The 24956-nt window shown below is 60.7% G+C and carries 23 protein-coding genes and 2 tRNA genes; 10 read left to right on the top strand and 15 right to left on the bottom strand.

Annotated elements, in window-relative coordinates; genetic code table 11:
• Positions 1 to 340: 340 nt before the first annotated feature.
• Both C5N93_RS03670 and C5N93_RS03665 read right to left on the bottom strand, forming a co-directional pair.
• On the bottom strand, positions 341 to 1840 hold the full coding sequence (locus tag C5N93_RS03670; protein ID WP_242558306.1) for an aldehyde dehydrogenase family protein: 1500 nt from the start codon (positions 1838 to 1840) through the stop codon (positions 341 to 343).
• Between the two features lie 228 nt (positions 1841 to 2068).
• Positions 2069 to 2917 (bottom strand): SDR family NAD(P)-dependent oxidoreductase, encoded by an 849-nt coding sequence (locus C5N93_RS03665; protein ID WP_242558305.1) that lies wholly within the window; start codon positions 2915 to 2917, stop codon positions 2069 to 2071.
• A gap of 425 nt (positions 2918 to 3342) precedes the next feature.
• Here C5N93_RS03665 and C5N93_RS03660 point away from each other — a divergent pair, with 425 nt between their 5' ends.
• The 6 genes from C5N93_RS03660 (at position 3343) to C5N93_RS03635 (ending at position 7800) form a co-directional block, all read left to right on the top strand.
• Complete coding sequence (locus C5N93_RS03660; RefSeq protein ID WP_242558304.1) at positions 3343 to 3996, top strand: NAD(P)H-dependent oxidoreductase; 654 nt, start codon at positions 3343 to 3345, stop codon at positions 3994 to 3996.
• 13 nt (positions 3997 to 4009) lie between these two features.
• Positions 4010 to 4567 (top strand): flavin reductase family protein, encoded by a 558-nt coding sequence (locus C5N93_RS03655; RefSeq protein ID WP_242558303.1) that lies wholly within the window; start codon positions 4010 to 4012, stop codon positions 4565 to 4567.
• A gap of 26 nt (positions 4568 to 4593) precedes the next feature.
• Positions 4594 to 4854: a DUF6506 family protein gene (locus C5N93_RS03650; RefSeq protein WP_242558302.1), complete on the top strand. Its 261-nt coding sequence runs from the start codon at positions 4594 to 4596 to the stop codon at positions 4852 to 4854.
• 59 nt (positions 4855 to 4913) lie between these two features.
• Entirely contained in the window at positions 4914 to 5969 is a 1056-nt protein-coding gene (locus C5N93_RS03645; protein WP_242558301.1) for an aldo/keto reductase, read from the top strand.
• Between the two features lie 87 nt (positions 5970 to 6056).
• Complete coding sequence (locus C5N93_RS03640; protein ID WP_242558300.1) at positions 6057 to 6791, top strand: glucose 1-dehydrogenase; 735 nt, start codon at positions 6057 to 6059, stop codon at positions 6789 to 6791.
• A 118-nt stretch (positions 6792 to 6909) separates the two neighbouring features.
• Positions 6910 to 7800 carry a LysR family transcriptional regulator gene (locus tag C5N93_RS03635; protein ID WP_242558299.1) on the top strand — a complete coding sequence of 297 codons (891 nt, stop codon included), beginning with the start codon at positions 6910 to 6912 and terminating at the stop codon, positions 7798 to 7800.
• A gap of 23 nt (positions 7801 to 7823) precedes the next feature.
• Here the strand turns inward: C5N93_RS03635 and C5N93_RS03630 are convergent, their stop codons facing one another.
• Positions 7824 to 8117 (bottom strand): helix-turn-helix transcriptional regulator, encoded by a 294-nt coding sequence (locus C5N93_RS03630; protein WP_242558395.1) that lies wholly within the window; start codon positions 8115 to 8117, stop codon positions 7824 to 7826.
• A gap of 116 nt (positions 8118 to 8233) precedes the next feature.
• Here C5N93_RS03630 and C5N93_RS03625 point away from each other — a divergent pair, with 116 nt between their 5' ends.
• Entirely contained in the window at positions 8234 to 8875 is a 642-nt protein-coding gene (locus C5N93_RS03625) for a LysR family substrate-binding domain-containing protein (protein ID WP_242558298.1), read from the top strand.
• A 53-nt stretch (positions 8876 to 8928) separates the two neighbouring features.
• Here C5N93_RS03625 and C5N93_RS03620 read toward each other — a convergent pair whose 3' ends face one another.
• The 4 genes from C5N93_RS03620 to pgsA all read right to left on the bottom strand — a co-directional run bounded on the left by C5N93_RS03620 (position 8929) and on the right by pgsA (position 12081).
• Positions 8929 to 10872: an integrase arm-type DNA-binding domain-containing protein gene (locus tag C5N93_RS03620; RefSeq protein ID WP_242558297.1), complete on the bottom strand. Its 1944-nt coding sequence runs from the start codon at positions 10870 to 10872 to the stop codon at positions 8929 to 8931.
• Between the two features lie 226 nt (positions 10873 to 11098).
• Positions 11099 to 11174 (bottom strand) — tRNA-Gly (locus C5N93_RS03615).
• A gap of 49 nt (positions 11175 to 11223) precedes the next feature.
• Positions 11224 to 11299: transfer RNA gene (locus C5N93_RS03610), tRNA-Gly, on the bottom strand.
• A 188-nt stretch (positions 11300 to 11487) separates the two neighbouring features.
• On the bottom strand, positions 11488 to 12081 hold the full coding sequence (pgsA, locus tag C5N93_RS03605; protein WP_150668652.1) for a CDP-diacylglycerol--glycerol-3-phosphate 3-phosphatidyltransferase: 594 nt from the start codon (positions 12079 to 12081) through the stop codon (positions 11488 to 11490).
• 176 nt (positions 12082 to 12257) lie between these two features.
• Between pgsA and kch the strand changes: the two genes are divergently transcribed.
• Complete coding sequence (gene kch, locus C5N93_RS03600) at positions 12258 to 13496, top strand: voltage-gated potassium channel protein (RefSeq protein ID WP_242558296.1); 1239 nt, start codon at positions 12258 to 12260, stop codon at positions 13494 to 13496.
• 164 nt (positions 13497 to 13660) lie between these two features.
• On the opposite strand, the gene uvrC is transcribed toward kch, so the two are convergent.
• Complete coding sequence (uvrC, locus tag C5N93_RS03595; RefSeq protein ID WP_242558295.1) at positions 13661 to 16252, bottom strand: excinuclease ABC subunit UvrC; 2592 nt, start codon at positions 16250 to 16252, stop codon at positions 13661 to 13663.
• A 60-nt stretch (positions 16253 to 16312) separates the two neighbouring features.
• Here uvrC and earP point away from each other — a divergent pair, with 60 nt between their 5' ends.
• Positions 16313 to 17545, top strand: coding sequence for an elongation factor P maturation arginine rhamnosyltransferase EarP (earP, locus tag C5N93_RS03590; protein WP_242558294.1), 1233 nt, complete (start codon positions 16313 to 16315; stop codon positions 17543 to 17545).
• Between the two features lie 140 nt (positions 17546 to 17685).
• Entirely contained in the window at positions 17686 to 18243 is a 558-nt protein-coding gene (efp, locus tag C5N93_RS03585; protein ID WP_069342277.1) for an elongation factor P, read from the top strand.
• Between the two features lie 113 nt (positions 18244 to 18356).
• Here the strand turns inward: efp and nagZ are convergent, their stop codons facing one another.
• From nagZ to lepB, 7 genes are all read right to left on the bottom strand, one after another.
• Positions 18357 to 19391, bottom strand: a complete 1035-nt coding sequence (nagZ, locus tag C5N93_RS03580) for a beta-N-acetylhexosaminidase (RefSeq protein ID WP_242558293.1) — start codon at positions 19389 to 19391, stop codon at positions 18357 to 18359.
• Positions 19391 to 19843 (bottom strand): holo-ACP synthase, encoded by a 453-nt coding sequence (gene acpS / locus C5N93_RS03575; protein ID WP_150720003.1) that lies wholly within the window; start codon positions 19841 to 19843, stop codon positions 19391 to 19393. Before acpS ends, nagZ begins: the two co-directional genes overlap by 1 nt.
• A 170-nt stretch (positions 19844 to 20013) precedes the next feature.
• The gene (gene pdxJ / locus C5N93_RS03570) at positions 20014 to 20775 is read right to left on the bottom strand and encodes a pyridoxine 5'-phosphate synthase (RefSeq protein ID WP_242558292.1); all 762 of its coding nucleotides are present in this window, start codon (positions 20773 to 20775) and stop codon (positions 20014 to 20016) included.
• Entirely contained in the window at positions 20772 to 21773 is a 1002-nt protein-coding gene (gene recO, locus C5N93_RS03565) for a DNA repair protein RecO (RefSeq protein WP_242558291.1), read from the bottom strand. Before recO ends, pdxJ begins: the two co-directional genes overlap by 4 nt.
• Entirely contained in the window at positions 21760 to 22653 is an 894-nt protein-coding gene (era, locus tag C5N93_RS03560) for a GTPase Era (protein WP_242558290.1), read from the bottom strand. The genes recO and era overlap by 14 nt, the downstream gene beginning before the upstream one ends.
• Positions 22654 to 22708: 55 nt before the next feature.
• Positions 22709 to 23764 (bottom strand): ribonuclease III, encoded by a 1056-nt coding sequence (gene rnc, locus C5N93_RS03555; protein ID WP_242558289.1) that lies wholly within the window; start codon positions 23762 to 23764, stop codon positions 22709 to 22711.
• Between the two features lie 275 nt (positions 23765 to 24039).
• Positions 24040 to 24954 (bottom strand): signal peptidase I, encoded by a 915-nt coding sequence (gene lepB, locus C5N93_RS03550; RefSeq protein ID WP_150719727.1) that lies wholly within the window; start codon positions 24952 to 24954, stop codon positions 24040 to 24042.
• Positions 24955 to 24956: the final 2 nt, after the last annotated feature.

Raw genomic sequence — 24956 nt, 5'->3', positions numbered from 1 at the left:
ATATGGCAACCCGCGCGACCAACATCCCGCATACCTGCTCGGACGGGACAGCCTTCGTGCCGTATCAGTAAGTCTGGAAAGTGCGGGCGGGGGATGTGACCGCTGGCCCACAACGCGCTGGCGCTCACGCTGCGGTACGCGGTCTACAATCCGCATAAGCTGGCGTGGTTGGTCAAAAGCAGACGTGTGTCTGCGGAGACTGTACGAAAAAAAACCCGCCGCGAGGAACTGCGGCGGGTTCGATAACGACAGCACCCTGTGAATCTATCCATGGCTACCGCCATCTATACATTAGGTCTGCCAGGGGACTTCAGGAAGTCCCTATAGACCGAATCACTTGTCAGAACAGGTAAGTTCCCTTGTTGTGCTGGATCGTGACCCAGTGGTCTCTTGTTAGTTCATGGAGAATCCACTCACCACCGAAGCGCCCAAGACCGCTGTTCTTTTCGCCGCCAAAGGGGCCTGAGCGTGAATCGTCAACACTATGATCGTTGATGTGCGTCATTCCTGCTTCGACGCCCAGTGCGAACCGGACTCCTCGATCTTGGTCTTGAGTGAACACTGCGGACGATAATCCGAACTCCGTCTCGTTGGCGACGCGCAAAGCTTCCTCGTCGCCGGTAACTTTGATAATCGGCGCGATTGGGCCGAACATTTCACTTTGAGCAAAGGCGGAGTCGTTATTGACATCGACGAATACATGGGGTGGCAGCACCAGACCTTGAGCATCTCCTCCCAGTAGCTGCTTAGCGCCGGTATCTTGGGCGAGCTTCAGCATGGCAAGATGCGCGGTGAGCTGCTTTTGGCTAATCACCGGCCCAATCGCCACAGCCGGGTCGCGCGGGTCGCCATATTTGAGCGTCCTGACGTGCTCAACAAATCGCTCCACGAATTCATCATGCACCCTTGCGTCGACAATGATTCGATTCGAGCTCATGCATATCTGACCTTGATGCAAGAATCGCCCGACGACAGCGCTACGAACAGCATGCTCCAAGTCGGCATCATCAAGCACAACGAGCGGCGCGTTACCGCCTAGCTCAAGCGCAACGCGCTTTATCCGTGGCCCAGTCATAGCGAGAGACCCGACCCGCCTGCCAACCCGCGTCGAGCCAGTAAAAGAGATCATTCTGGGTACGGGATGCAAAGTAAAAGCATCTCCAATCTCTTCGGATGGACCAATGACGACGTTGAGCAGGCCACCGGGTAATCCTGCTTCCTCAAAGATCTTCGCCAGCAGCAAAGCCCCAGTGACAGGGGTATATTCGGCAGGCTTCACAACAACAGCGTTTCCCAGAGCTAACGCCGGCGCCACTGACCGCTGGGTTAGATAGAGAGGAAAGTTCCAAGGGCTGATCACTCCCACCACGCCGAGAGGCTGACGATACGCGCGACTCTCTTTGCCAGGCGCATCAATGGGCAACAGACGTCCCTCGGTCCTGTATGGGAAGGTCGCAGCTTCTTGGGTGATTCCAACAGAGACCTGCCACTCCATTTCAGCCTTGGTTCGGGTGCTGCCCGCCTCGCTGATAAGCCAATCCACGATTTCTTCGTGCCGGGAAATCATGATGTCCGCAGCGCGGGTCAGGACTCGGGCCCGCTCGTGCGGCGTTGCGGTACCCCATTGACGTTGGGCCTGCTCTGCTGCGCGATAGGCCTCGTCCAGATCGCTGGCGTTGGCGTTTGGGATTTCAACCAAGGTTTCGCCTGTATAAGGATCGGTATCCATCCGCACAGTGCCAAGCCTACCCGTTCGCCAATGGCCTGAGATGTACTGATCCGCAAACCCTTCATAACGCCGCGGTGCGGTCGCCGCAGCGGAAAATTCGACACGAGACATGATGTTTTTCTCCGGTTAAGGACCAGCCAATGGGTGCGGCAAGGTTGGGGATAGCACCTGGCACAACTCAAACCGACGGAAGGGCCTAGATAACAAGGCTGATGGCGCAACGCGCCATTGGAGATGGGTTGGCGCTAGAGATATCGCCGCATCTTCAACGGTCTTGGGGATGGGCATATTTCCCTTTGACTCGCCAATAGGCCTGCCCGCCCCTCGTATGCACCGCACTTAATCAGGGAAGTCAGTTGCGTCAGATACTTCGCGCCAGGCCGTTAGATCCTTTTCCACTGCTGCCAATTTCTGGAGTGCAAGATCGTTTGCAATCTTTCCCGCGAACAGATGCAGGGGAGGCTCATCCGCACCTGCGGCCTGGATGATCAAAGAAGCGAGCTTGTTCGGGTCGCCCGCTTGCTTTCCGGCCATTTCATCCAGATGCACGTCGAGCAATGTTTGCGCGGCGGTATATTCCCGGATGCTGTGCTGTGCGACTACCAGCGAACCGGACGACAGGAACTCGGTACGAACAGGCCCCGGATAGACCAAGGTTGCCTTGACACCGAATTCCGCGATTTCGGCCGCGAGAGCTTCCGTAAGTCCTGCAAGTGCGAATTTGGTAGCCGCGTAGATGCCCCACCCTGCATACCCGCCCTGAAAGCCGGCAATCGAACCGACATTGAAGACGTGTCCACTGCGCTGCTGGCGCATATGAGGTAGCACGTGGCGGAGGACATGTGCTGGTGCAAAGACGTTCACTTCAAAGTTGCGACGCAGTTCTTCGTCGGATATGCCCTCTATGGTGCCCTGTAGACCATAGCCTGCGTTGTTGACAATCACATCGATTCGCCCGAATTGGGCGATGGCTTGAGCTACACAGGCCTGCACGCTGCGCTCATCGACGAGATCGACCTGTACGGGCAAAAACGTATCGGACGCAGGCCCAATCAGATCGACGAGCGAAGCCAATGTACGCGACGTAGCGACCACGTTGGCGCCGCTTTTCAGAAGCTCGCGCACAAGCGCCAGACCGATGCCCTTTGACGCACCGGTGACAAGCCATGTTTTCTCGTTCTTACTCATGATGATCCTCTAAGCGGATGGATAAAAAGCGATGCAAGCCGCAATGGTCACCGTGCGGCAGTGTCGCTGCTGGCCGCACTTGCGGCGTAGGTTGATTGATTATCTTCTCCACCACATCCATCGAGGTGCACGATCAGGGATTAATGATGCATAAAAGTCCGAATCTTCCCCAGGACCGCACCTGACGCTCGTAGCAGACGATAGTCTTCACTGGTTTGTTCGCCTCGACCTATCTGCCGGGTCAAAATTCGGATTTTTATGCACTAACTATGGAAGAACAGACAGCCCAACTTCGCTGCTTTACCCGATAGTAAACACAGCTACTGAGGTAGGAGACACCACATGTCGAGTCCACTTGGGCGACTAATGGTGATACCTCTCCCGCGCACGCTCCGGTTCAACTAACACATCTATCGAGGATTGATATGAAACACGCCTTAGTTATTAATGCATTTCAGTTGTATGAAGGATTCTCCAAGGGAGAGCTCAATAAGACGATGGCCAGCGTAATCCAGGAAGAGTTGGAGCGCAGGGGCTACGAGGTCCGAACGACGAATATCGAGCAGGGCTACGTCGTACAAGAAGAAGTCGAAAAGCATCTGTGGGCGGACGTAATCATCCTGCAGACCCCAATCCATTGGTTTGGCGCCCCTTGGATCTACAAGAAGTATGCCGACGAGATATTTACGGCAGGACTGCTGCAGAAAGTTCTGATCGTGAACGATGGGCGCGTCCTGGGCGATCCCTCCAAACAGTACGGCACTGGCGGCTTGATGCAGGGCAAGAAGTACATGCTGTCCTTGACCTGGAACGCCCCGCGCGCCGCTTTTGACGACAAAGGCCAGTACCTTTTTGAGGGAAAGTCCGTCGACGACGTCATGGTCGCCAACACGGCCAACTACCGGTTCTGCGGCGCAGAGGTTCTCCCTTCCTTCTCGTCCTTCAACGTCATCAAGGACCCGCATGTGGGCGAGGACATCGTGCGGCTTCGCGAACACCTGGCGCAGCTCTTCCCGATCCCTGCAGCGGACGGCGGAGAAGAGACGGTGGCATGGCATGCGCAGGCAGAAACTGCCTGAGCGGGGGAACACGATGCGCCGTCTTGAAGCGTCCAAGACCTACCGGATACTTGAATCTGGCCCCATCGTCATGGTCTGCACAAACGATGGCGCACGCTCCAACATCATGACCATGGGGTTCCACATGATGGTTCAGCACGCGCCACCGCTGATCGGATGCGTCGTCGGCCCCTGGGATCACAGCTTCACTGCGCTCCGCGCGACCGGCGAATGCGTTCTCGCGGTGCCCGGTGCTGACTTGGCGCGCACCGTCGTTGACGTCGGAAACTGCAGTGGCGCGGAAGTGGACAAGTTCGAACACTTCGGCTTGGCCACCTCTAAAGCGGCGAAGGTCAAAGCCCCGCTATTGAGCGACTGCCTCTACAACATCGAATGCGTCGTGCACGACGACACACTGGTCGACAAGTATCAGCTTTTCATCCTTGAAGCTGTTGCTGCCTGGTCCAACGATTCGCGCAAGGAACGCCGCTTCTTGCATCACCACGGCGACGGCACGTTCACTGCCGACGGGGAGCGCTTCGATTTGCGAGACCGCATGACGCTTTGGAAGCAATTCCAAGTTGACCTGTAAATGCCTACACCTTTGGAGTTTCGGATATGGATCAGACCAAGTACGCCTTCATCATCAAGGCACCCGGCTACCGCCGGAACACGCACAAAGCACACATGAAATCGCCTACGTTCGACGCGAAATTCATCGGTGTGGAGGACTTTGACGAAGCGCTGGCTGCCATCGACGACCTTGCCGGTGCAGGTACACAGGTTGTCGAACTTTGCGGCGGCTTCTCGGCGCAGGAGGCGACAAAGCTGCGTCGCCGTTTCCCCGACTGCGAGATCGGGCGCGTGACGTACCCGTAAGAGATCCCACTCTACGGGGAGCTTTTTTTCATCCACTTCATTCCTATTGGAGATCCATCATGAAATACAAGACTCTAGGCAACACCGGCCTTCTCGTTTCCCAACTGTGTCTCGGCACTATGACGTTCGGTGACGGTAGCGGAATCTACAAGCACATCGGCGCCGCTGGACAGAAAGACGCCGACGATCTCGTCAAGGCTGCGCTGGACGCAGGCGTCAACTTCTTCGATACCGCCGATGTCTACTCCGCCGGCGCCAGCGAACAGATGCTGGGTCAGGCCTTCAGAAATCTTGGCATCGCGCGCAAAGATTTTGTTCTCGCGACCAAGGTGTACAGTCGAATGGGAGAAGGCCGCAACGACGTGGGCGCCTCGCGTGGGCACATCATGGACGCCGTGGAGGCGAGCCTGAAGCGCCTGCAGACCGATCATATCGACCTGTACCAGATTCACGCCAACGACATGGTGACGCCGGTGGAAGAAACGCTGCGCGCCCTTGATGACTTGGTCCGACAAGGCAAAGTCCGCTACATCGGCGTCTCGAACTGGCAAGCCTGGAAGATCGCTCGTTCGCTGGGGACCTCTGAACATCGGAATCTGGCGCGCTTCGAAACGTTGCAGGCTTACTATTCGCTGGCCGGGCGAGACCTCGAACGAGAACTCGGCCCACTGCTGGAAGCAGAAAAGATGGGCCTGCTGGTATGGAGCCCGCTTGCCGGCGGCTTACTCTCGGGCAAATTCACTCGCAACAATCAGAAGCCTGGCGATTCGCGTCGCTCTGAGTTCGACTTCCCGATCGTCAATCGAGATCGCGCCTGGAACATCATTGACGTTCTGCTGCCTATCGCAAAAGCCCACGGTTGCAGCCCGGCGCGCGTCGCTTTGGCGTGGCTGCTATCCCGGCCGGTCGTCACCTCGGTGATCATGGGGGCCAAGCGCCTGGACCAACTCCAGGACAACCTGGCAGCTATCGACCTAATCCTGACCGAGGATGAGTTGCGCCAGCTCGACGAAGTCAGCGCACTTCCGCCCGAGTACCCGGGCTGGATGTTGAATACCCAGGGTGCCGACAGGCTAGGCCCAGTCGATCTGTGGTCGGCAGCTAGCACTTCCTGAGACCGGTAACGAGCATCTCGCCTATATCTTCTGCCGTGTCCGAGTCGCCTACGGTTCGGGCATGGCTGCAGCAAGGGAATCCGAATCATGACCTCTATACAAGGCAAGACCATTATTGTTACTGGCGCAGCCAACGGCATCGGACGAGCGGAAGCCGATCTGCTCGCGCAGTCGGGTGCGAACGTTGTCTTCACCGACCTCGACGAGGTCAACGGCACATCGGCAGTCGAAGCATTTAGCGGCCACGCAATTTTTGTGCGCCACGATGTTTCCTCCGCGTTGGATTGGGAACGAGTGATCGCTACCACCATTGAACGCTTCGGCCGCCTAGATGGGCTAATCAACAATGCTGGCATCTACCGGCCAGGCTCGCTGGAAGAGACGACCGAGGAGATCTTCGACAGACAGGTCGCCATCAATCAGAAAGGCACCTTTCTCGGTATGAAGTACGCTGCTGCCGAGATGAAAAAGGTTGGAGGCGGTTCTATCGTCAACACTTCGTCGATCTGCGGCATCCGTGGCATCCGTGGCTGTATCGCCTACAACGGTACCAAGTGGGCGATACGCGGCTTGACCAAAACAGCCGCCGCGGAACTTGGTGAGTACGGCATCCGCGTCAATGCGATCCTGCCCGGCTTCATCGACACCAACATCCTCGCCGCCAACCCGCCAGAGATGAATCAGCAGGCAGCCAAGGACGCTGTCCTCAACCGCTTGGGGTCCCCGGGAGACATCGCGTCACTGGCGCAGTACCTAATTTCGGACGAAAGCTCCTTTGTAACCGGTGCGGACTTCTTAGCTGACGGCGGCTACACCCTTTGAAGTACGCCGTACCAGATCGAGCATTCGATCGCCGATGGCGCGGCCTTGGTGGGCTGCAGTTACGCTTCTCGATGAGAGACGAAACGGTGTTTGACGGATTGAGCCAGGAGGGCAGCCTTTGGAGCTACGACATCTTCGCTGCTTCGTAGTCCTCGCTGAGGAACTGCATTTCACGCGGGCCGCTGAACGCCTGCATATCGAGCAACCCCCTCTATCTCGCGCCATCAAAGACCTTGAGGATGAGCTAGGGGTGCTCCTTTTCGATCGAAACCGCCGAGGAACGGAACTGACAGCAGCGGGTGCCGCATTCTTGCAGGACGTTCGCAGACTATTCACCATCTTGGAGCAGGCACGCGAGAATGCCAAGGCTGTAGGGGCGGGCTTGCGAGGGAGCATTCGCATCGCAGTATCTGACGGAGCGATCGATCCTCGACTCTCGGCGTTTCTCGCCCGGTGCCGCGCAGAGGAACCAGAAATCGAGATACGCCTCTGCGAACTGCCTTTGTCTGAGCAGTTGCGCGGCCTCCGCTCGGGCGACTTTACGCTCGGGTTCGCCCACACTGCCGATGTCGGAGAGGGCATTGTTGCTGAACCCATCTGGCAAGATCCATTGGTGATCGCCGTACCAGCCCGACACTCACTCCTAGCCCACAAGGAGGTGCCACTCCACGAACTCGGAGGTCATCCGCTTGTCTTGTGCGACCCGCACGCATGCGAGGGTTATTGCCGCGAGCTCGGGCGTCTCCTACAGGCAGTGGAGCACAAGCTGAACGTCGTGGAGGAAGTGTCCTCGCTGGATATGATGCTCACCGTAGTCGGTGCAGGCTACGGCGTCGGCTTCATGACCTCGACCAAGATTCCGGTCTCCCAACGGCCGGATGTGGTGATCCGTCCCCTGGCGATGGATTCCGCCATGATCACCACTTACCTGCTTCGGCCCGACAACAGCACTTTGTCGGCTTCGCTGGAGCGGTTTATCGTTCGCCTACGCGACTCTTCGGGCGGCTGACGGAACACCGCCGGCGTACCCCCTCACTGATCGGTTTCGGCACGCAGATTGCGTTCGGTCGCCGTCATCAGTTCAGCCGCGCTTATCCTGAGCGCCGTAGAAATTTTCAGTATGAGCGGAAGCGTGGGCACGTGCTCACCACGCTCGATCTTGCCCATGTGCGAGCGCGAAATGCCTGCCCGAGATGCGAACTCGTCTTGCGCGATTCCTTGAGCGACACGCGCAGCGCGCACGGCTTGTCCGAAGGCTGACGCCGCCTCGGATTCATATGTCGATGTGCCAGAAGGACGGCCTGGCTTAATTGTCGGTTTCTGCATCAGCAGAAGCGTCAATCAATCCTCCAAAATTAACCACGTTAAAGATGACGACGTTAAACTTCACTCTTAGACTTGTTGACTCGTCTTTCTGACCAGATCGCTTCTTGGGGGCCCTCATGCACGATGCCACCAGCCGGTTTTCCCACTTCAGGCTTGCTATAGCGCCTGGGGTTCCGTCCCCATGTCTCTCCACGCTTCTTGCCCTGCAGCGCGCGGAAGAGCCGGACATCACCATCGCGTTCTTTGAGACCTCGGGTGACGACTTGGTGACAGGCCTTCATGAAGGCCGCTACGACGCAGGAATGTCGCTTAGAAACGTGAATGCTCCATCCTTGAAAAGCCAACCGCTATGGAGCGAGAGCATGGCCGTTGCCATACCGTTGCGGTCCCCCTTGCTCGGCCAGGCGAAGCTCATGATCGCCGAGCTTCTGGACTATCCCGTGTTTCGCTGGCCGGCAGAAACCTGCGCACTGCTGGATCAGCGGCTGTCCTCCCTCCCGTCGGTGAGCCAGCCGAGCATCCAGCACGTGACCTCGTTCGAGATGATGGCGCTATGGGTCGCTGCCGGCTATGGGGTCGGGATATCCGCGCAATCGCGCATTGAGCACGCGCGTGGATGGGAGATCAGCACACGGCCGCTGTCCGACGGCCCCTACGAGGTCGTGACGCATCTGCAGCGGCCCAGCGGACAAGCCAATCCTGTTTCTGATCGGTTCGAGAGCAGAGCACTACAGGTTGCCAGGGTTGGAATAGCTTAGGGAGCCCTATGGCCGAGGGCATCTTTCCCCGGCCATAGGGTGGCGCATCGGGGCTAGGCCTGTTCAAGCACCACAGCACTATCCACCAAACGGCGGACGCTCTGCCGCACATTCTCAGGGATAGGCCGCGAGGGCGAGACCGCATCGGGAACATCTGCGTGCTGTTGGCTGCCTGCGATGACGTGGACGACCATGCCCAAATTCGTCGGCGTCACCACATCAATGGCCGCGCGATCACCCAGGTCCGGGTGCGGTCGGGTCAGCATGCGGTAAAGCTCCCACGAATCCGCATGCGGGCACTGGTTCATGAGCACCTGGGCCAGCTTGTGCTTGAGCGGCACCAGTTGCCAATCGGGAACACGCTGCCCCCGATTGCCCAAACTGATGGACAGCAACTTGCCCGCTTTCAGTTCGCGGTTGATCTGGTCCTTGGACTTCCCGGCCAGCTTGCCGAACAGCGGGACCGGCAAGCTGCTTGGCGACTCGTAGATGGTCAGCATTTCCTCGCGCTCGCGCTGGATCGCGGACACTTCCGGCTCCGGGGCATGCGTCGGAGGCGGCGGCACCTGAGACAGCCGCTGGAACGTGATCCCGCCGCTGCTCGGGGTTACGACAATAGGCGTGGCCACGACGGGCGGGACGCCGGGAGGAGTGGGCTCGGCCATCGTGAGGGCCGCATCCACCGCTTCCTCCACTTCTGCCATCGCCGGCACCCCGTCGATACGGATGGTCAGGTGCGCGCTCGCGGCTTCCACTTCGCCCTGTTCGAGCAGGTCGAGCCGATCGGCCCAGTCCTGCATCATCCGGCGGCGCGGTTCCACGTACTTGGCATGGTTGTAGGCCGAACTCACCTTGTTGGGGTCGGAGTGCGAAAGCTGCGCGTCCACCCAAATCTTCGGATAGCCGATCTCGTTGAGCGCCGTCGAGATAGTGCCGCGGATGCCGTGGCCGGTCAGGCGCCCCTCATAGCCCATGAGCTGCACGGCCTTGTTGAGGGTGTTCTCGCTGATGCGCTTCTTGAGTTCGCTACGGTGCGACAGCACGTACTTCTGCGCCGGCCGCATCACGCCCAGGAGGTAACGAACGATCTCGATGGCCTGCTGGGACAGAGGCACGATGTAGGGCGGCACGTCCTGCGGCCGCTTGCCGGCCTTGCGCATCTCGTCCTGAAGCTGCTTGACGACCTGTGGCGGGATGATCCACAAGCCCCGGTCGAGGTCGAACTGTTCAGGTTCCGCCAACCGCAGTTCGCCCGTGCGCACCCCCGTCAGGAACAGAAGCCGGATTCCAAGCTGGGTCTGCCAGCCACGAGGGTTGTAGAGCCGGAGCTTCTGGAGGAACTCGGGCATCTCGGGCAGGTGCAGGTAGGGGTTGTGGGTCACCGGGGGCTTGGGCTCGGCAACCACGTCCAGGTCGGCGGCCGGGTTGACCTCCAGCCCCTCGGCGATGACCAGGGCATAGCGGAACAACTGGTTGAACCAGGTACGGACCTTCTCGGCGGTGGTGAACGCCTTGCGTTTCTCGATCGCTGCTAGAACACCCAGGAGTTGGGGGCGGCGAATGTCATAGATCGACATCTTCCCCAGGGTGGGCAGCACGTCCTTGTTGAAGATGCGCAGGATCTGCGAAAGCGTGCTCTGACGGCCTTCCTTGAGTTCCTTGCGGCGGTGCTCGACCCAGGCATCGAAGACGTTCTTGAAGGTGTGTTCGCCTGCCAGCTTGGCGGCGTGCCGCCTCCGGTCGCGCTCGACCTGGGGATCGATCCCCCTAGCGAGTAGGGCCTGGGCCTTGTCTCGCTCGACGCGGGCCTCGCGCAAGCTGAGGGCGGGATAGCCGCCCAGGGACATGCGCTTCTGCTTGCCCAGCCAGTAATAGCGGAATAGCCACGACTTGCCGCCTGCGGCAGAGACCAGCAGGCCCAAACAGTCGTTGTCGGAGATGGTGTAGCGTTTTCCGGTGGTCCTTGCCTGCCGGACGGTCAGATCAGAGAGTGCCATTTCGAGGCTCCTAAGTTATGACTTAGGCTCTATGCTCGTCATGGTTCCCGCTCAGCCCCAGCAACTATCCGGTAGCCGACCCGCCCGCATTCTTGTGCCTCAATTGGCGCCTCAAAAACGCTGGCTGTAGGTGGACTTCCGTGGCGCTCGCTGGAATGAAAAAAGGGGCCGAAGCCCCTTTTTTCAACGACTTACAGACGTCAATAGAAGTCTGTAGATCATAATTTGGAGCGGGAAACGAGTCTCGAACTCGCGACCTCAACCTTGGCAAGGTTGCGCTCTACCAACTGAGCTACTCCCGCATGACACCGAACACCAAGGATTAACTCACTTAATGTCCAGTGTGAAAACTGGAGCGGGAGACGAGTCTCGAACTCGCGACCTCAACCTTGGCAAGGTTGCGCTCTACCAACTGAGCTACTCCCGCATTGTCATGCGTACTACCAATCCATCAACTTCTTAAAACTTCGCTGCCGGGCTAGTGCCGTAGCAGCGAGAAGGAGATTATGTCTAAACGTCGATTCAGTGTCAAGCACCTGCACTGAAAATTTGTGAAGTATTTTCTCCTTCACTGCGCAGTTCGCGCGTCCATCCCGCATTTTCAGGGACTTACGCTCACATCTGCGCGCCGCCACGCTCGCGAATCTGCGGCCACGCGCGGCGCAGATAGTACAGCATCGACCACAAGGTCAGCACCGACGCCACGTAAATGAGCCACGTGCCCCAGAAGCGCGAGTCGAAACGCAGACCGTTCCATGCCACCGTGCCGTTGAAGAGCAACAGCGGAATCGCCACCATCTGCGCCGCCGTCTTGATCTTGCCCAGTTGATGCACCGCCACGCTACGCGACGCGCCAATTTGCGCCATCCATTCGCGCAACGCCGAAATCGTGATTTCCCGACCGATGATGATCAGTGCCACCAGCGCATTGATCCGGCCCATCTGCAACAGCATCAGCAGCGCCGCCGCCACCATCAGCTTGTCAGCCACCGGGTCCAGGAATGCGCCGAATGCCGACGTCTGGTTCCAGCGACGCGCCAGAAATCCATCGAACCAGTCCGTCAGCGCCGCCAGCACGAACACCGCGCACGCGACCCAGTTCATCTCGACCGATGACAACCAGGTCGTCGGCAAATAGTAGACGCCGACCACCAGCGGGATCAGCACGATCCGAAGCCAGGTCAGGAAGATGGGGACATTAAAAGGCATGGCAGCATGAGTTCGGCAAACAGCGGTCGACACACGGCGCGCTCGGCAGCCGTACCAGACCCGCATTGTGCCGTGTCTGCCCCGCAGCGACAAGGCCGGGGCACCTCACGCCTGTTGACATGTGCGCCGGTGTGCCCCTATCTTGCTCGCAACATCCCGCCAATAGCGCCGATCTCGTGAAACTGCCCCGGCCCCTGCCCGCCCTGCGTGGTGCCCTGCACCGCCCCGTGCTCTCCGCGCACATCGTCATCGCGGCGCTGGTCGGCATCGACGGCCTGCTGCTCGTCGCGTCAGTCCTTCTGCGCGTGCCCGGCTCGCTGCTCATCGACCTGTTCGTGCGCGGCGACATTTCCGCGCTGGAGCGCATCGAAGCCACCCATTTGCCCCGCCTGCTGTTCGGCCTGAACGCCATCGAGCGCATTGACTTCTCGCATCTGCCCCGCGCGCTCGTCGGTCTGGCGCTGGTCGCGCTCGCCTGCGGGCTCGTCATCCGCGCACGCACCGCGTGGGCGTTCACGCTGGTGATGCTCGTGCTCGCTGCCACGATCAACTTCCACCTCAACATCCGCTTCGATCTGACGTTCGTCCTTTCGCTCGTCTGCTTCGGCCTGCTGCTCTGGTACTGGCGTGAGTTTGACCGGGCAAGCTTTGCCGCCGCCACGCTCTACACACTCGTGGCGGTGTTCGCGCTAGTGGTCTACGCGACGTTCGGCACGATGTATCTGGGGCGCGAATTCAAGCCGAACGTCGCCGATCTGGCGACCGCCTTCTACTTCGCCATCGTCACGATGACGACCGTCGGTTATGGCGACATCGTGCCCATCTCGACAGACGCTCGCCTGTTCACCGCCTCGGTCATCATCTTCGGGATCAGCGTGTTCGCCACATCGCTCACGGTCGTCATCGGCCCGCTGGTCGGTGGCAACCTAAAGAAAATTCTCGCCGGGAGATTCACACACGTGATACGAAAGAACCACTTCATCGTGGCCGGTGCCTCGCCGCTTGCCGTCAACGTGCACCACGAACTCACCAAGCGCGGCTGGCCGGTGACGGTCATCATCGCAAGCAGTGTCGACAACCCGTATCCGGAAGGCGCGGATGTCATGCACGGTGACGCCAGCGATAACACCGTGCTCACGCAAGCCGGGATCGATCACGCGAGAGCCGTGCTCGCCTTGCGGGCGGACGATTCGGAAAACGCCTTCATCGTGCTTGCCGCGAAGGAGATCGCGCCGAAAGTTCGCACGATTGCGTCGGTCAACGACAGCAAGCATCTGAGCAAACTCAAGCGCGTGCAGCCGGATATGATCTTCGCGCCGCCGGTCGTCGGTGGTGAACTCCTCGCACGCACGCTCTCCGGGGAGACGGTCGACAACGAGACCGTCATGCGCCTGCTGTTTCACGGCGATACGTGATGTGACGTGGCGTGGCGTGACGTGGCGTCGTGCAATTCGAGTCGACGACGCAGCCAGCGCCGTGATCGCGCCCGCACCGTTGGCGTTGCGCGCAACGGCGAGGCGGTTCCAGTGTGCGTCCACGGATTCGCGGTACGCGTTCTATCGACTGACGCCGACGGCGATCAGTGAAGCTGACGGTAGATCTGTTCGGCGAGCGTCGTGGAGATGCCTTCGACGCTGGCCAGTTCGTCGACGCTGGCCGACGCCACGCCCTGCAAACCGCCGAAGCGCATCAGCAGGCGCTGACGTCGCTTCGCGCCAATACCCTCGATCTCCTCAAGTCGCGACGTCTGACGCGCCTTCGCACGCTTGGCCCGCATGCCGGTGATCGCGAAGCGGTGGGCTTCGTCACGAATCTGTGCGATCAGCATCAGCACGGCGCTCTCGCGGCCAAGCTCCAGCGGCGCCCGACCGTCGGCAAAAATCAGCGTTTCGAGACCCACTTTGCGGCCCTCGCCCTTCGCCACGCCGACCAGACGGCCGATGTCGATACCCAACTCGACGAACACCTGACGCGCGACCTCCACCTGCCCCTTGCCGCCGTCGATCAGCACCAGTTGCGGCAGGTTGGCTTCGACATCGGAGACGTCCGGCTTACCGGACGCCGTCGATGCCGTCACTTCAGTCGCCTCGCCATCCGCAACGACCGAAGTCTCGGCCTCGGCACGCGCCACATCGGCCGCGACCGATGACGGGTCGGCCGCATCGGCCAACGTCACGGAAGCCGCCGACGCCGCCTCCATCAGACGGCCATACCGCCGCGTGAGCACCTGACGCATCGCCGCGTAGTCGTCGCCCGGCGTGATGCCAGCGATGTTGTAGCGCCGGTACTCGCTCGTCTGCATCTTGTGATGATGGAAGACGACGCACGACGCCTGCGTGGCTTCCCCCTGCGTATGGCTGATGTCGAAGCACTCGACGCGCAGCAACGCCGGATCGTCGATATCGAGCCCGATCGTCTGCACCAGATCACGCGTTCGCGCCTGCTGGCTGCCTTGCTCGGTCAACAGACGTGTCAGTGCCAGTTGCGCCCCCTGCTGCGCCATGTCGAGCCACGCGCGACGTTGTCCCTGCGGTTGCCGCACCATCGCAATACGACGGCCGGCCTGCTCCGACAACGCGGCCAGCAACTCGTCGTTGGGCAATGCGTGGCTCACGACCAGCACCGGGGGCACCGACTGCCCCAGATAGTGCTGCGCGACGAAGGCTTCGAGCAGTCGCGATTCGAGCGACGCCGACGGCGTATCCGACGGCATCTCGCCGGCGATCTCGCCTTCGTTGAGGGTCGCGTCCTTCGGCGGGTCGCCCGATGCGTCCTGCGCCAGCACCTCGTCTTCCTCGAACTCGTCGGCAATGCCGCCCTCGACGCCGCGCTCAACGTGCGCCGGGAAATACGCCTTGTCGCCCAGGTGACGTCCGCCGCGCACCATCGCGAGGTTCACGCATGCGCGCCCGCCCGCGTACGCGACGGCCAGAATGTCGGCATCGACGTCACCCGCCGTCTCGACGGATTGCTGCTGGAGAACGCCTGACAACGCCTGCATCTGATTGCGCACCACCGCCGCCTGCTCGAACTGAAGCGCCTCGGCATACGTCATCATCTTGGCTTCCAGCGCACCGAGCACCTCGTTCTGGCGTCCGGAGAGGAATGCCGCAGCGTTTTGCACGTCGCGCGCGTAGTCCTCGTCCGTAATCGCCCCCACGCACGGTGCGCTGCATCGCTCGATCTGATTCAACAGACAAGGCCGCGTGCGGTTCGAGAAGACGGAGTCTTCGCACGTCCGCAGTTGGAAGACTTTTTGCAGAATCTGGATGCTTTCGCGCACCGCCCATGCGCTCGGGAATGGTCCGAAATACTGTCCACGACGATCCACCGAACCCCGGTAGTAAGCCATGCGCGGGTATTTGTGCTGCGTGAGTTTGAGGAACGGATACGACTTGTCGTCGCGAAACAGGATGTTGTAACGCGGATGCAGCGCCTTGATCAGATTGTTCTCAAGCAGCAGCGCCTCGGTTTCCGAGCGCGTCACGGTCGTTTCGAGCTTCGCGATACGCGCGACCATCAACGCGATGCGCGGCGAGAGCTGCGTCTTGTTGAAGTAGCTCGATACGCGCTTCTTGAGATTGCGCGCTTTGCCTACGTAGAGGACGTTGCCCGCTGCGTCGTAGTAACGGTAGACGCCCGGCAGGTTCGGCAATTGTGCGAGGACCTTGCGGGCATCGAACCGTGGGGCGTCGTTGGCGTCGCCGGTTTGGGAAGCGGTGTCAGTGCTATCGACGTTACCGGCTTTGCGGGCGCGCGTCGTCTTGCTGGCCTTGGCCGGTTTTGTGGTGGCCGGTGCGTCGCTCGCCGCGGCCGTCGTGCCGCTCGTGTCCACTTTGGCCGCATCGGTCGCCTTAGCGGTCCCGGTGGGTTCGTCAGCCGGCACCGATACCCGCGGCGCAACGCCCTCTCCCGGTTCGACTACGCCGGTGCCAGACTGCGCGACGGAATCGTCGACCGACGCCGACGTCTTCGTCGGCTGAGCGACGCTCTCCCCCGACTCGGCTTGAGCGGCTCTGGCTTTGCGGGACTTGCGCGGCGGCGTGACGTCGTGGGCGTCTTCGGTCATGAACTGTGGTGATCGGTGCGTCCCCGGGAAGCGGCGCGACACGACGGCAGCGGTGACACCGGCGCCGGTGTTTGCACCGGGCACGTCGCCGCAAGATGACATCGTCACGCGTCACAGGGACTAAAATCAAGAGTTTAGACCAATCCGCGTTTCCGCTTCTCAATGTCCCTGCCTGTCACGCCGTCCTCCGTCGCCCCGATCTCAGGCGCCCTTCCTCCGGTACCGCGCTGCGATCTGTTCTGCACGGTCGTCGACAATTTCGGCGATATCGGCGTGTGCTGGCGGCTTGCGCGTCAACTCGTGCGCGAGCACGGCTGGTCGGTCCGGCTGTGGGTCGACGACCTCGCAAGCTTCCGTTATCTGCGCCCTGACATCGATCCGACGTCGCCCCGGCAGCGCTGCGACGGCATCGACGTGCGTCGCTGGGATGCCGACTTCGGTGCCATCACCGACGACAACGGTCCCGGCGACATCGTCATCGAAGCCTTCGCCTGCTACCTTCCGGACAACTACATCCAGGCGATGCACGCCCGCAAGCAAGCCGGTCGCGCGCCGATCTGGATCAACCTCGAATACCTGAGCGCGGAAGCATGGGTCGACGACTTTCATTTGCAGAAGTCGGTCCATCCGCAACTGGGGCTCGTCAAAACGTTTTTCCTGCCCGGCTTCACGCCCCGTACGGGCGGACTCGCCCGCGAGCGCGAGCTGTTCTCTCGTCGTGACGCTTTTCTTGCGTCTGACGACCTACGTAACGCATGGTGGCAACGCACGCTGGGGCTACCCGCCGCACCGCAGGATGCGCTGGTCGTCTCGCTCTTCGCGTACGAAAACGCGGCGCTGCCGGGACTGCTCGCCCAGTGGGCGACCAGCCAGACGCCTATCGTCTGCCTTGTGCCCCAGGGGCGTATCGCCCCCGCCGTTGGCGAGTGGTTCGGCCGCGAGGCGTTCGCGCCGGGAGAATCGGCCACGCGCGGAGCGCTGACGGTGTATGGCCTGCCTTTCGTCCCGCAAACTGAATTCGACGCCCTGCTCTGGGCCTGCGATCTCAATTTCGTACGCGGCGAGGACTCGTTCGTCCGGGCGCAATGGGCCGCCAAGCCATTCGTCTGGCATATCTATCCGCAGGACGAAAATGCGCATCACGTGAAGCTCGACGCGTTCCTCGAACGCTACCTGGACGGCACGACGCCCCCGCTCGAACAGGGTGCGCGAGAGGCCTTGCGCACCTTCTGGCACCTATGGAACGGTTACGCGAGCACGGCGCCCGACTGGGCAGCGCTGGCATCGGCCTTACCCGCGCTGCACCGCCATGCGCAGGCATGGGCGCAGGCTCAGGCGAGCCTCCCGGACCTTGCGCGACAGTTGGCAAGCTTCGCGGAAAATCAGGTAAAATAGCTGGTTTTTCAACGCTTTGCTGCTGAACCTGCTGCCCCGGAGACCGTTCCGGGCGGACGCGGGAATCAAGCGGCGAATGGGCGTATGGAAGCGCTCAACAAGCGGCAAATCGCTTATTTCGTCACAGGATCTCGTTTTTTATGAAAACCGCTCAAGAACTCCGCGTCGGTAACGTCTTCATTCTCGAGAATGAACCGAACGTCGTGCTCCGCACCGAATTCGTCAAGTCGGGCCGCAACTCCAGCATGGTCAAGCTGAAGTACAAGAAGCTGCTGAAGGAAGGTCGTGGCGAATTCACGTACAAGGCAGACGAAAAGTTCGACACCGTCACGCTCGACAAGAAGGAAGTGACGTACTCGTACTTCGCCGATCCGATGTACGTGTTCATGGACGCTGAGTACAACCAGTACGAAGTCGAAGCGGAAAACATGGACAACGCGATCAAGTACCTTGAAGCCGACATGCCGTGCGAAGTCGTGTTCTACAACGAGAAGGCTATCTCGGTCGAACTGCCGACCACGCTCGTGCGCAAGGTCGAGTACACCGAACCGGCCGTCAAGGGCGACACGTCGTCGGGCCGCGTTCTGAAGAACGCCAAGATCAACGACCTGCTGGAAATTCAGGTGCCGCTGTTCGTCAACACCGACGACATGATCGAAATCGACACGCGTACCGACGAATACAAGAGCCGCGTCTAATCGACGGCTTGTGAGCGCGGTGCCTTCGGGCGTCGGGCTCGTCAGGTAACAAAAAAGCGCTCGTCCCTTCGGGGTCGAGCGCTTTTTGTTTGCGTGACCGCGTTTGAGTTGCGTTACCCGCCGAATGTCTCCGCGATCAGACGCTTCGCCGCCTGATATTCCGGCTGCGCCAGCATCTTCTCCCAGCCATGCACCTTGCCACGGCCCTGGAGATGTTTGATACGACGCTGCGAGACCGTATCGGCGACCGGTTTCATCTCGCGCAGCAGGCGATCCGCCTTCTCCGGACTATTGCAGATGAGCACCATGTCGCAGCCGGCATCCAGCGCCGCATGCGCCGCCGTCACCACATCACCTGCGGCACTCGCGCCCTGCATCGACAGATCGTCGCTGAAAATCACGCCGTCGAACCCGTATTTGCCTCGCAGAATTTCCTTCAGCCATTTGGCCGAAAAACCTGCCGGATTCGGATCGACCTGCGGATAGATCACATGCGCCGGCATCACGGCCGAAAGCGACATCCCCAGCCAGTCGTACGGCTGCGCGTCGACGGCAAGAATCTCGTCGAGCGAACGCTCGTCGACGGGAATCTCGTGATGCGAATCGGCCGCCACGAAACCGTGCCCCGGGAAATGCTTGCCGCAGTTCGCCATCCCGGCCAGCAGCAATCCGTGATTGAGGCTCTTGGCCAGCATGGCCACGACGCGCGGATCGCTGTCGAATGCGCGGTCGCCAATCACGGTGGACGTGCCGTAATCGAGATCCAGCACCGGCGTGAAACTCAGGTCGATGTCGCACGCACGCAGTTCTGACGCCAGCACGTAACCCACAGCGGTCGTCGCGCGCGTCGCCTTGAACACGTCGTCATGCCAGAGCTTGCCCAGCTTGCCCATTGCGGGCAGATGCGTGAAGCCATCGGTACGGAAGCGCTGCACGCGTCCGCCTTCGTGATCGACCGCGATCAGAATGTCGTCGCGCACGTCGCGAATCTGCTTCGTGAGCGAACACAGTTGTGCGCGATCGTCGAAGTTGCGGGCGAACAGAATGACACCCCCAGTCAACGGATGGTCGATACGACGGATGTCATCTTCGCTGAGGGTCAGCCCGACGACGTCCAGCATCACCGGGCCCGGCCTGCGCTTCGTCATTACGTTTTCTCCGATGCAATATGGCTTGCGTTACTTGAGTTATCCAAATGGCGCGAGGCGATCGCAAACGCGACCGCATAGTCTTTTTCGTCGGTGATCGAGATCTCGATCGACAGTTGCCGGTCCGCCAGCCACTGCACCAACTCGCCGGACGCCACGACCACCGGCTTGCCCGACGGCGCGTTGAGCGTCTGTACCGCGCGCCACGTCATCGGCCAGCGCATGCCGAGGCCGATGGCCTTCGACACCGCCTCCTTCGCGGCGAACCGCGTGCACAGGTAGGCGAGTCCGCGTACCTCGGAGCGCTTCTGACGGGCGTAATAAACCTTGAGTTCCTCGGGCCCCAGCACGCGCTCGGCAAATCGGCCCTTGGTGCGTGTCATGACGCCGACCACCCGGCTGATTTGCAGAATGTCGGTGCCGACTCCGTAGATCCCTGTCGCGCCTTGCACCGGGGCGACAACGTGCCCGCGCTGCACCGACGTATCCGGCGATGCGGGCGGGGTGACCGAGGCCGACGAAGCCGACGAAATGGGCAGGGAGGACGAGGGTGTCGTATCGCTCATGAGTATCGCGTCGCGTTATCGCGAATTCGGCGCTGGCGAAAAGAAAAGTCGCACGCTCAACCGCGCGCTGCGATACGGCTGGCCACCATGATGGCCTTCATCTCGCGCACCGCATTTTCCCAGCCGGCGAACAGTGCATGCGCAACGATGGCGTGGCCGATGTTCAACTCGGAAATACCTTCGATCGCGGCGATCGGCTGCACGTTTTCGTAATGCAGGCCGTGCCCGGCATTGACACGCAACCCGAGCGACACGCCCAGCGCAACCGCACGTTCGATGCGGGCAAACTCCGCCTCACGCGTCGCTTCGTCGTGCGCTTCGGCGTAACGCCCCGTGTGCAGTTCGACCACCGGCGCGCCCATACGTGCCGCAGCTTCAATCGCCGCCGCATCCGGATCGATGAAGAGCGACACACGGCTACCCGCTTCGCCGAGTTGCTGCGTTGCCGCCGCGATACGGTCGTAAAGACCCACGACATCCAGACCGCCTTCGGTCGTCAACTCCTGACGGCTCTCAGGCACCAGGCAGACATCGTGCGGCTTCACGCTGCACGCAATCTTCAGCATCTCTTCCGTGACCGCACATTCGAGGTTCATGCGCGTGATCAGCTTGTCGCGCAGATTCGTCACGTCCTCGTCACGAATATGGCGACGGTCTTCGCGCAAATGCAGCGTAATGACATCGGCGCCCGCCTCTTCAGCCAGCAATGCGGCCCGGATCGGGTCGGGATACCGCGTACCGCGCGCATTGCGCACCGTCGCAACGTGATCAATGTTCACCCCGAGGTCGATGGGGTTGCCTTGGAAGAAGAGGCTCATAGTTTTTGCAGATCAAGCAGGATCTGCCGGGTGTTGAGCGGCACGCCGCCCAAATGGTGGTTGAGAAGAAAGCGCATGAGCAGCTTGCTTTGCTGCACGGTCTGCGCCCGTGAATAGTCGTCTTGCTCCATGTCGAGCAGTGTCTGGCCAATGACCACGGGCCAGTCTGACGGCTCGTCGCCACGCGCCGGGCGTACGCCCCAGTCGGGATGAAACACGTAACGGCGATCCGACGTGACCTTGCCGCGCGTTTGCGTGCAACGGTCGAACGCCACGGCATAGCCGGTCTCGCGCAACAGCACGCGCTCGAACGCACGCAGGATGATGCCTGCCGGCTCGCCGTGCGCCAGATGATGGAGTGTCGTCAGATAGTGCTGGAACAGTTTGTCGTGCGGATCGTCGCGCGCACAAAACTTCACCAGCAGTTCGTTCAGATAGAAGCCCGAGAGCAACGCGTCGCCTTCCAGCGGACGCAACCCGCCCACCCATTCGGCTTTCGTCAGCGTACGCAGCTCGCCTTTTCCCAGCCAGGCCAGCGAGAGCGGCTGAAAGGTCTGAAGCACGCCGCGCAAGGCGGAATGCGGACGCTTCGCGCCCTTCGCAACCAACGCGATACGGCCATGATCTCGCGTGAGCACGTCGATGATCAGGCTGGTTTCGCGGTAGGGATAACTGTGGAGCACGAAGCCGGGTTGTTCCGTCACCCGGCTCTGCTCGCGCTCAGCCACCCGGGCGGGTGACGGCGCACGCCGAACGCGCTTGGTTTCGCGTTTGGCATCACGACCGGCGTTCTCGGCATTGGCTTCGGCCTGCTGAAACGCCTCCGAGGCATCGTCATCCACGGCGCGTGAGCGCGGACTACGGGACTGACGCGCGGGCCGCGCCCCTGTCTCCGATGACGAGGACCCACGCGACGTTCGCAACGCGTTGCCCGCCGGGGTTACCTCGGCGGGTGCAGCGATGTCGTCGTGTGAAGTTTCGAGCTCACTCGTAGCCATATGCCCGCAGGCCGGCTTCGTTGTCGGCCCAGCCGCCCTTCACCTTGATCCACACTTCCAGATACACCGGTCCGTCGAAAAGCTTCGCCATATCCAGACGCGCATCGGTCGAAATCTGCTTGAGCTTGGCGCCCTTGTTACCGATGATCATCGCCTTGTGGTTATCGCGGTCGACCAGAATCGTCGCGAAGATACGGCGCAGATTCCCTTCCACCTCGAACTTGTCGATGATGACGGTGCTTGTGTACGGCAGCTCGTCGCCCGTCCAGCGGAACACCTTTTCGCGCAGAATCTCTGCCGCCATGAAGCGCTCGCTGCGATCGGTCAGATCATCTTCGCCATAGATCGGATCGCCTTCGAGCAGATACGGGCGCAGCACGCCGAGCAGGCGCTTGATGTCGTCCACACGCTTTGCGGACAGCGGCACGATTTCCCGGAAATCCCGCACTTCACCCACCTTGCGCAGGAACGGCAGCATTTCCGCCTTGTCGTTGATGCGATCGAGTTTGTTGACGATGAGCAGCACCGGCGTGGTCTCCGGCAACAGCTTGAGCACCTTCTCGTCGTCCGGCCCGAAATTCCCCGCCTCGATCACGAACATCACGACATCGACGCTCGAGAGCGTGGACGTGACCGCACGATTGAGCGAGCGGTTCAGTGCCGTGGCGTGACGTGTCTGGAATCCCGGCGTGTCGACGAAGATGTACTGCGCATCTTCCGTGGTGTTGATGCCGGTAATGCGATGTCGCGTCGTCTGCGCCTTGCGCGACGTAATGCTGATCTTCTGACCGACGAGGGCGTTTAGCAACGTCGACTTGCCGACGTTCGGACGCCCGACGATCGCCACGGTACCGCAGCGAAAATCCGTCTTATCGTTCATGTTTGGAAACTCTCTTGAAAAGGGGCAGCGCGTTGCGCTCGCCCCCAAATGGGACTCAGGCGGCTGCCGGAGGCTGCTTGGCGGCGTCGGCCTTCTCTGCCGGCTTTTCGGCAGCTTTTTCGACAGCCTTCTCGGCAGGCTTCTCCGAAGGTTTTTCCGCGGGCGCTGCCGTGCCGCGCGGCGCAGCGTGGCTCGACGCCGTCATCGCCGGTGCCGCCGACGATCCCGTCGCGGCATCACGCGCGTCCTTCGGCTCTCGCGACTCCTTGATGTCCTTCTGGTCCTTCGCGTCTTTCGCTTCAACTGGCTGTGCCCCCGTAGCATTCGTGGCACTCGCCGCCTTCTCCGCCTTTTTCGCTTCGGACGCCGCAGCCTTGGCCGCACGCTTTTTGGCGGCCTTGGCGCTCTTCTCGGCCTTCGGCTTGGCCAGCGCGGGCATCTTCTGTACCTCTTCCAGCGCCTTTTTGGCAGCGGCTTGCTCCGCCGCCCGGCGGCTCGCGCCCGAGCCACCGACCTTGATGTCGAGCTTCGGCACCGTGCACTCCACCTCGAACTGCTGGTTGTGTGCCGCGCCGTGGGTGGCAATCACCGTGTACTGCGGCAGTGCGATCTTGTGCCCTTGCAGGTATTCCTGGAGCAGCGTCTTGGCGTCTTTGCCGAGCGTCTTCGGATCGACGTGTTCGAGCACCGGCGTGTACAGACGCTCGATGACCGCGTAGGCCGCTTCGAATCCACCGTCGAGGTACATGGCGCCGAACAGGGCTTCGAGGGTATCGGCCAGAATCGACGGGCGACGGAAACCGCCGCTCTTGAGCTCGCCTTCGCCCAGGCGAAGGAAATCGGAAACACCAAGCGTCTGCGCGATCTCGTACAACGACTGTTGCTTCACGAGATTGGCACGCACACGAGAGAGGTCGCCTTCGTCGAGCTTGGCGTAGCGCCGGAACAGAATCGCTGCGACCGAACAATTCAGAATGGAATCGCCGAGAAACTCCAGCCGCTCATTGTTGGCGGCACTATGGCTACGGTGCGTCAGTGCTTGGCAAAGCAATTCCGCATCGTGGAAACGGTACTGGAGGCGTTCTTCCAGTTGGTTCAGTGATTGAGGCATGGCGCAAGTATAGCGCGACGCTCCCGCCCCGGCGTGCGTCGTCGCCAAGAAACGACGGGCTTTACCCCCGTCCAGCGGGCTTTTCGGACTCACGTGAGAGCAGTGGATCGGACAATACCGAGGTCAGGACAGACGCTTCCCAACGGTAGTCATCCCCCGTCGCATCTTTTATTTCTTATTTAAAAATAATAATGCGGAAATCGACGAAATTACGTCAATTTCCGCATTAATTCAATGCATATCGAAGGAAACGATCTCCTCCGGGGCATCGAGACTTACTGGAAGCTACCCAGACGCTTCAGATTCGAGAAGTTCATCCAGATAAAGAATGCGCGGCCGACGATGTTCTGCTCCGGCACAAAGCCCCAGTAGCGGCTATCCGCGCTGTTGTCGCGGTTGTCGCCCATCATGAAATAGTTGCCCGGCGGCACCTTGCAGATCACGCCCTGGCTGTTGTACTGGCAGTTCTGCTTGTTGGGGAAGTCGTCGGCGCCCATGATGTACGGCGGCACGTTCGGATCGTTCAGAATCCGGTTCTTGACGCCCCCCACGGTCTCCTCGAACTGCTTGAAGTAAGCGATGTGTTCGTCGTCGAAGAAATCCGGCAAGGCCGTTTCCGGCACCGGCTGACCGTTGATCGTGAGCTTCTTGTTCTGATACGCCACGACGTCGCCCGGCACACCGATCACACGCTTGATGTAGTCCATCGACTCATCTTTCGGATAACGGAACACCACGACATCGCCACGCTTCGGCTCGCCGAGATCGATGATCTTCTTGTTCACCACCGGCAGACGAATGCCGTAGTCGAACTTGTTCACGAGGATGAAATCGCCGACGAGCAGCGTCGGAATCATCGACCCGGACGGGATCTTGAACGGCTCGACCACGAACGAGCGCAGCACGAACACCGCCAGAATCACCGGGAAGAAGCTGGCCGAATATTCCAGCCACCACGGTTGACGGAGCTTTTCGTCCCGCAACTTCGCACGGGCGCTCGCCAGTGCATTGCCTTCCTGCGCGCCAGAGCCCTGAATGCCGGACCCCTGCAAGGCCAGTTGCTGCTGATCGAACTGCGACACAGCGTCTTGTGCTGCCCGGCGGCGCGCCGGTTGAAACACCAACTTGTCGGCCACCCAGGCCACCCCGGTCACCAGCACCAGGATCAAAAGAATCAGGGCGAAATTCATGC

It is taken from the genome of Pandoraea sp. LA3, from assembly GCF_022696215.1.
Classification (GTDB): Bacteria; Pseudomonadota; Gammaproteobacteria; order Burkholderiales; family Burkholderiaceae; genus Pandoraea; species Pandoraea capi.
Note: the sequence above shows the minus strand (reverse complement) of the source record. Positions and strands in the feature narration are given on the sequence as shown.

Coding starts and splice junctions, on each gene's coding strand:
- lepB (WP_150719727.1), bottom strand. CDS start 24,954: ATGAATTTCGCCCTGATTCTTTTGATCCTGGTGCTGGTGACCGGGGTG.
- C5N93_RS03670 (WP_242558306.1), bottom strand. CDS start 1,840: ATGTCTCGTGTCGAATTTTCCGCTGCGGCGACCGCACCGCGGCGTTAT.
- C5N93_RS03660 (WP_242558304.1), top strand. CDS start 3,343: ATGAAACACGCCTTAGTTATTAATGCATTTCAGTTGTATGAAGGATTC.
- C5N93_RS03620 (WP_242558297.1), bottom strand. CDS start 10,872: ATGGCACTCTCTGATCTGACCGTCCGGCAGGCAAGGACCACCGGAAAA.
- pdxJ (WP_242558292.1), bottom strand. CDS start 20,775: ATGAGCCTCTTCTTCCAAGGCAACCCCATCGACCTCGGGGTGAACATT.
- pgsA (WP_150668652.1), bottom strand. CDS start 12,081: ATGCCTTTTAATGTCCCCATCTTCCTGACCTGGCTTCGGATCGTGCTG.
- C5N93_RS03655 (WP_242558303.1), top strand. CDS start 4,010: ATGCGCCGTCTTGAAGCGTCCAAGACCTACCGGATACTTGAATCTGGC.
- C5N93_RS03650 (WP_242558302.1), top strand. CDS start 4,594: ATGGATCAGACCAAGTACGCCTTCATCATCAAGGCACCCGGCTACCGC.
- C5N93_RS03665 (WP_242558305.1), bottom strand. CDS start 2,917: ATGAGTAAGAACGAGAAAACATGGCTTGTCACCGGTGCGTCAAAGGGC.
- efp (WP_069342277.1), top strand. CDS start 17,686: ATGAAAACCGCTCAAGAACTCCGCGTCGGTAACGTCTTCATTCTCGAG.
- recO (WP_242558291.1), bottom strand. CDS start 21,773: ATGGCTACGAGTGAGCTCGAAACTTCACACGACGACATCGCTGCACCC.
- C5N93_RS03645 (WP_242558301.1), top strand. CDS start 4,914: ATGAAATACAAGACTCTAGGCAACACCGGCCTTCTCGTTTCCCAACTG.
- nagZ (WP_242558293.1), bottom strand. CDS start 19,391: ATGACGAAGCGCAGGCCGGGCCCGGTGATGCTGGACGTCGTCGGGCTG.
- era (WP_242558290.1), bottom strand. CDS start 22,653: ATGAACGATAAGACGGATTTTCGCTGCGGTACCGTGGCGATCGTCGGG.
- C5N93_RS03625 (WP_242558298.1), top strand. CDS start 8,234: ATGCACGATGCCACCAGCCGGTTTTCCCACTTCAGGCTTGCTATAGCG.
- C5N93_RS03630 (WP_242558395.1), bottom strand. CDS start 8,117: ATGCAGAAACCGACAATTAAGCCAGGCCGTCCTTCTGGCACATCGACA.
- C5N93_RS03640 (WP_242558300.1), top strand. CDS start 6,057: ATGACCTCTATACAAGGCAAGACCATTATTGTTACTGGCGCAGCCAAC.
- rnc (WP_242558289.1), bottom strand. CDS start 23,764: ATGCCTCAATCACTGAACCAACTGGAAGAACGCCTCCAGTACCGTTTC.
- earP (WP_242558294.1), top strand. CDS start 16,313: ATGTCCCTGCCTGTCACGCCGTCCTCCGTCGCCCCGATCTCAGGCGCC.
- uvrC (WP_242558295.1), bottom strand. CDS start 16,252: ATGTCATCTTGCGGCGACGTGCCCGGTGCAAACACCGGCGCCGGTGTC.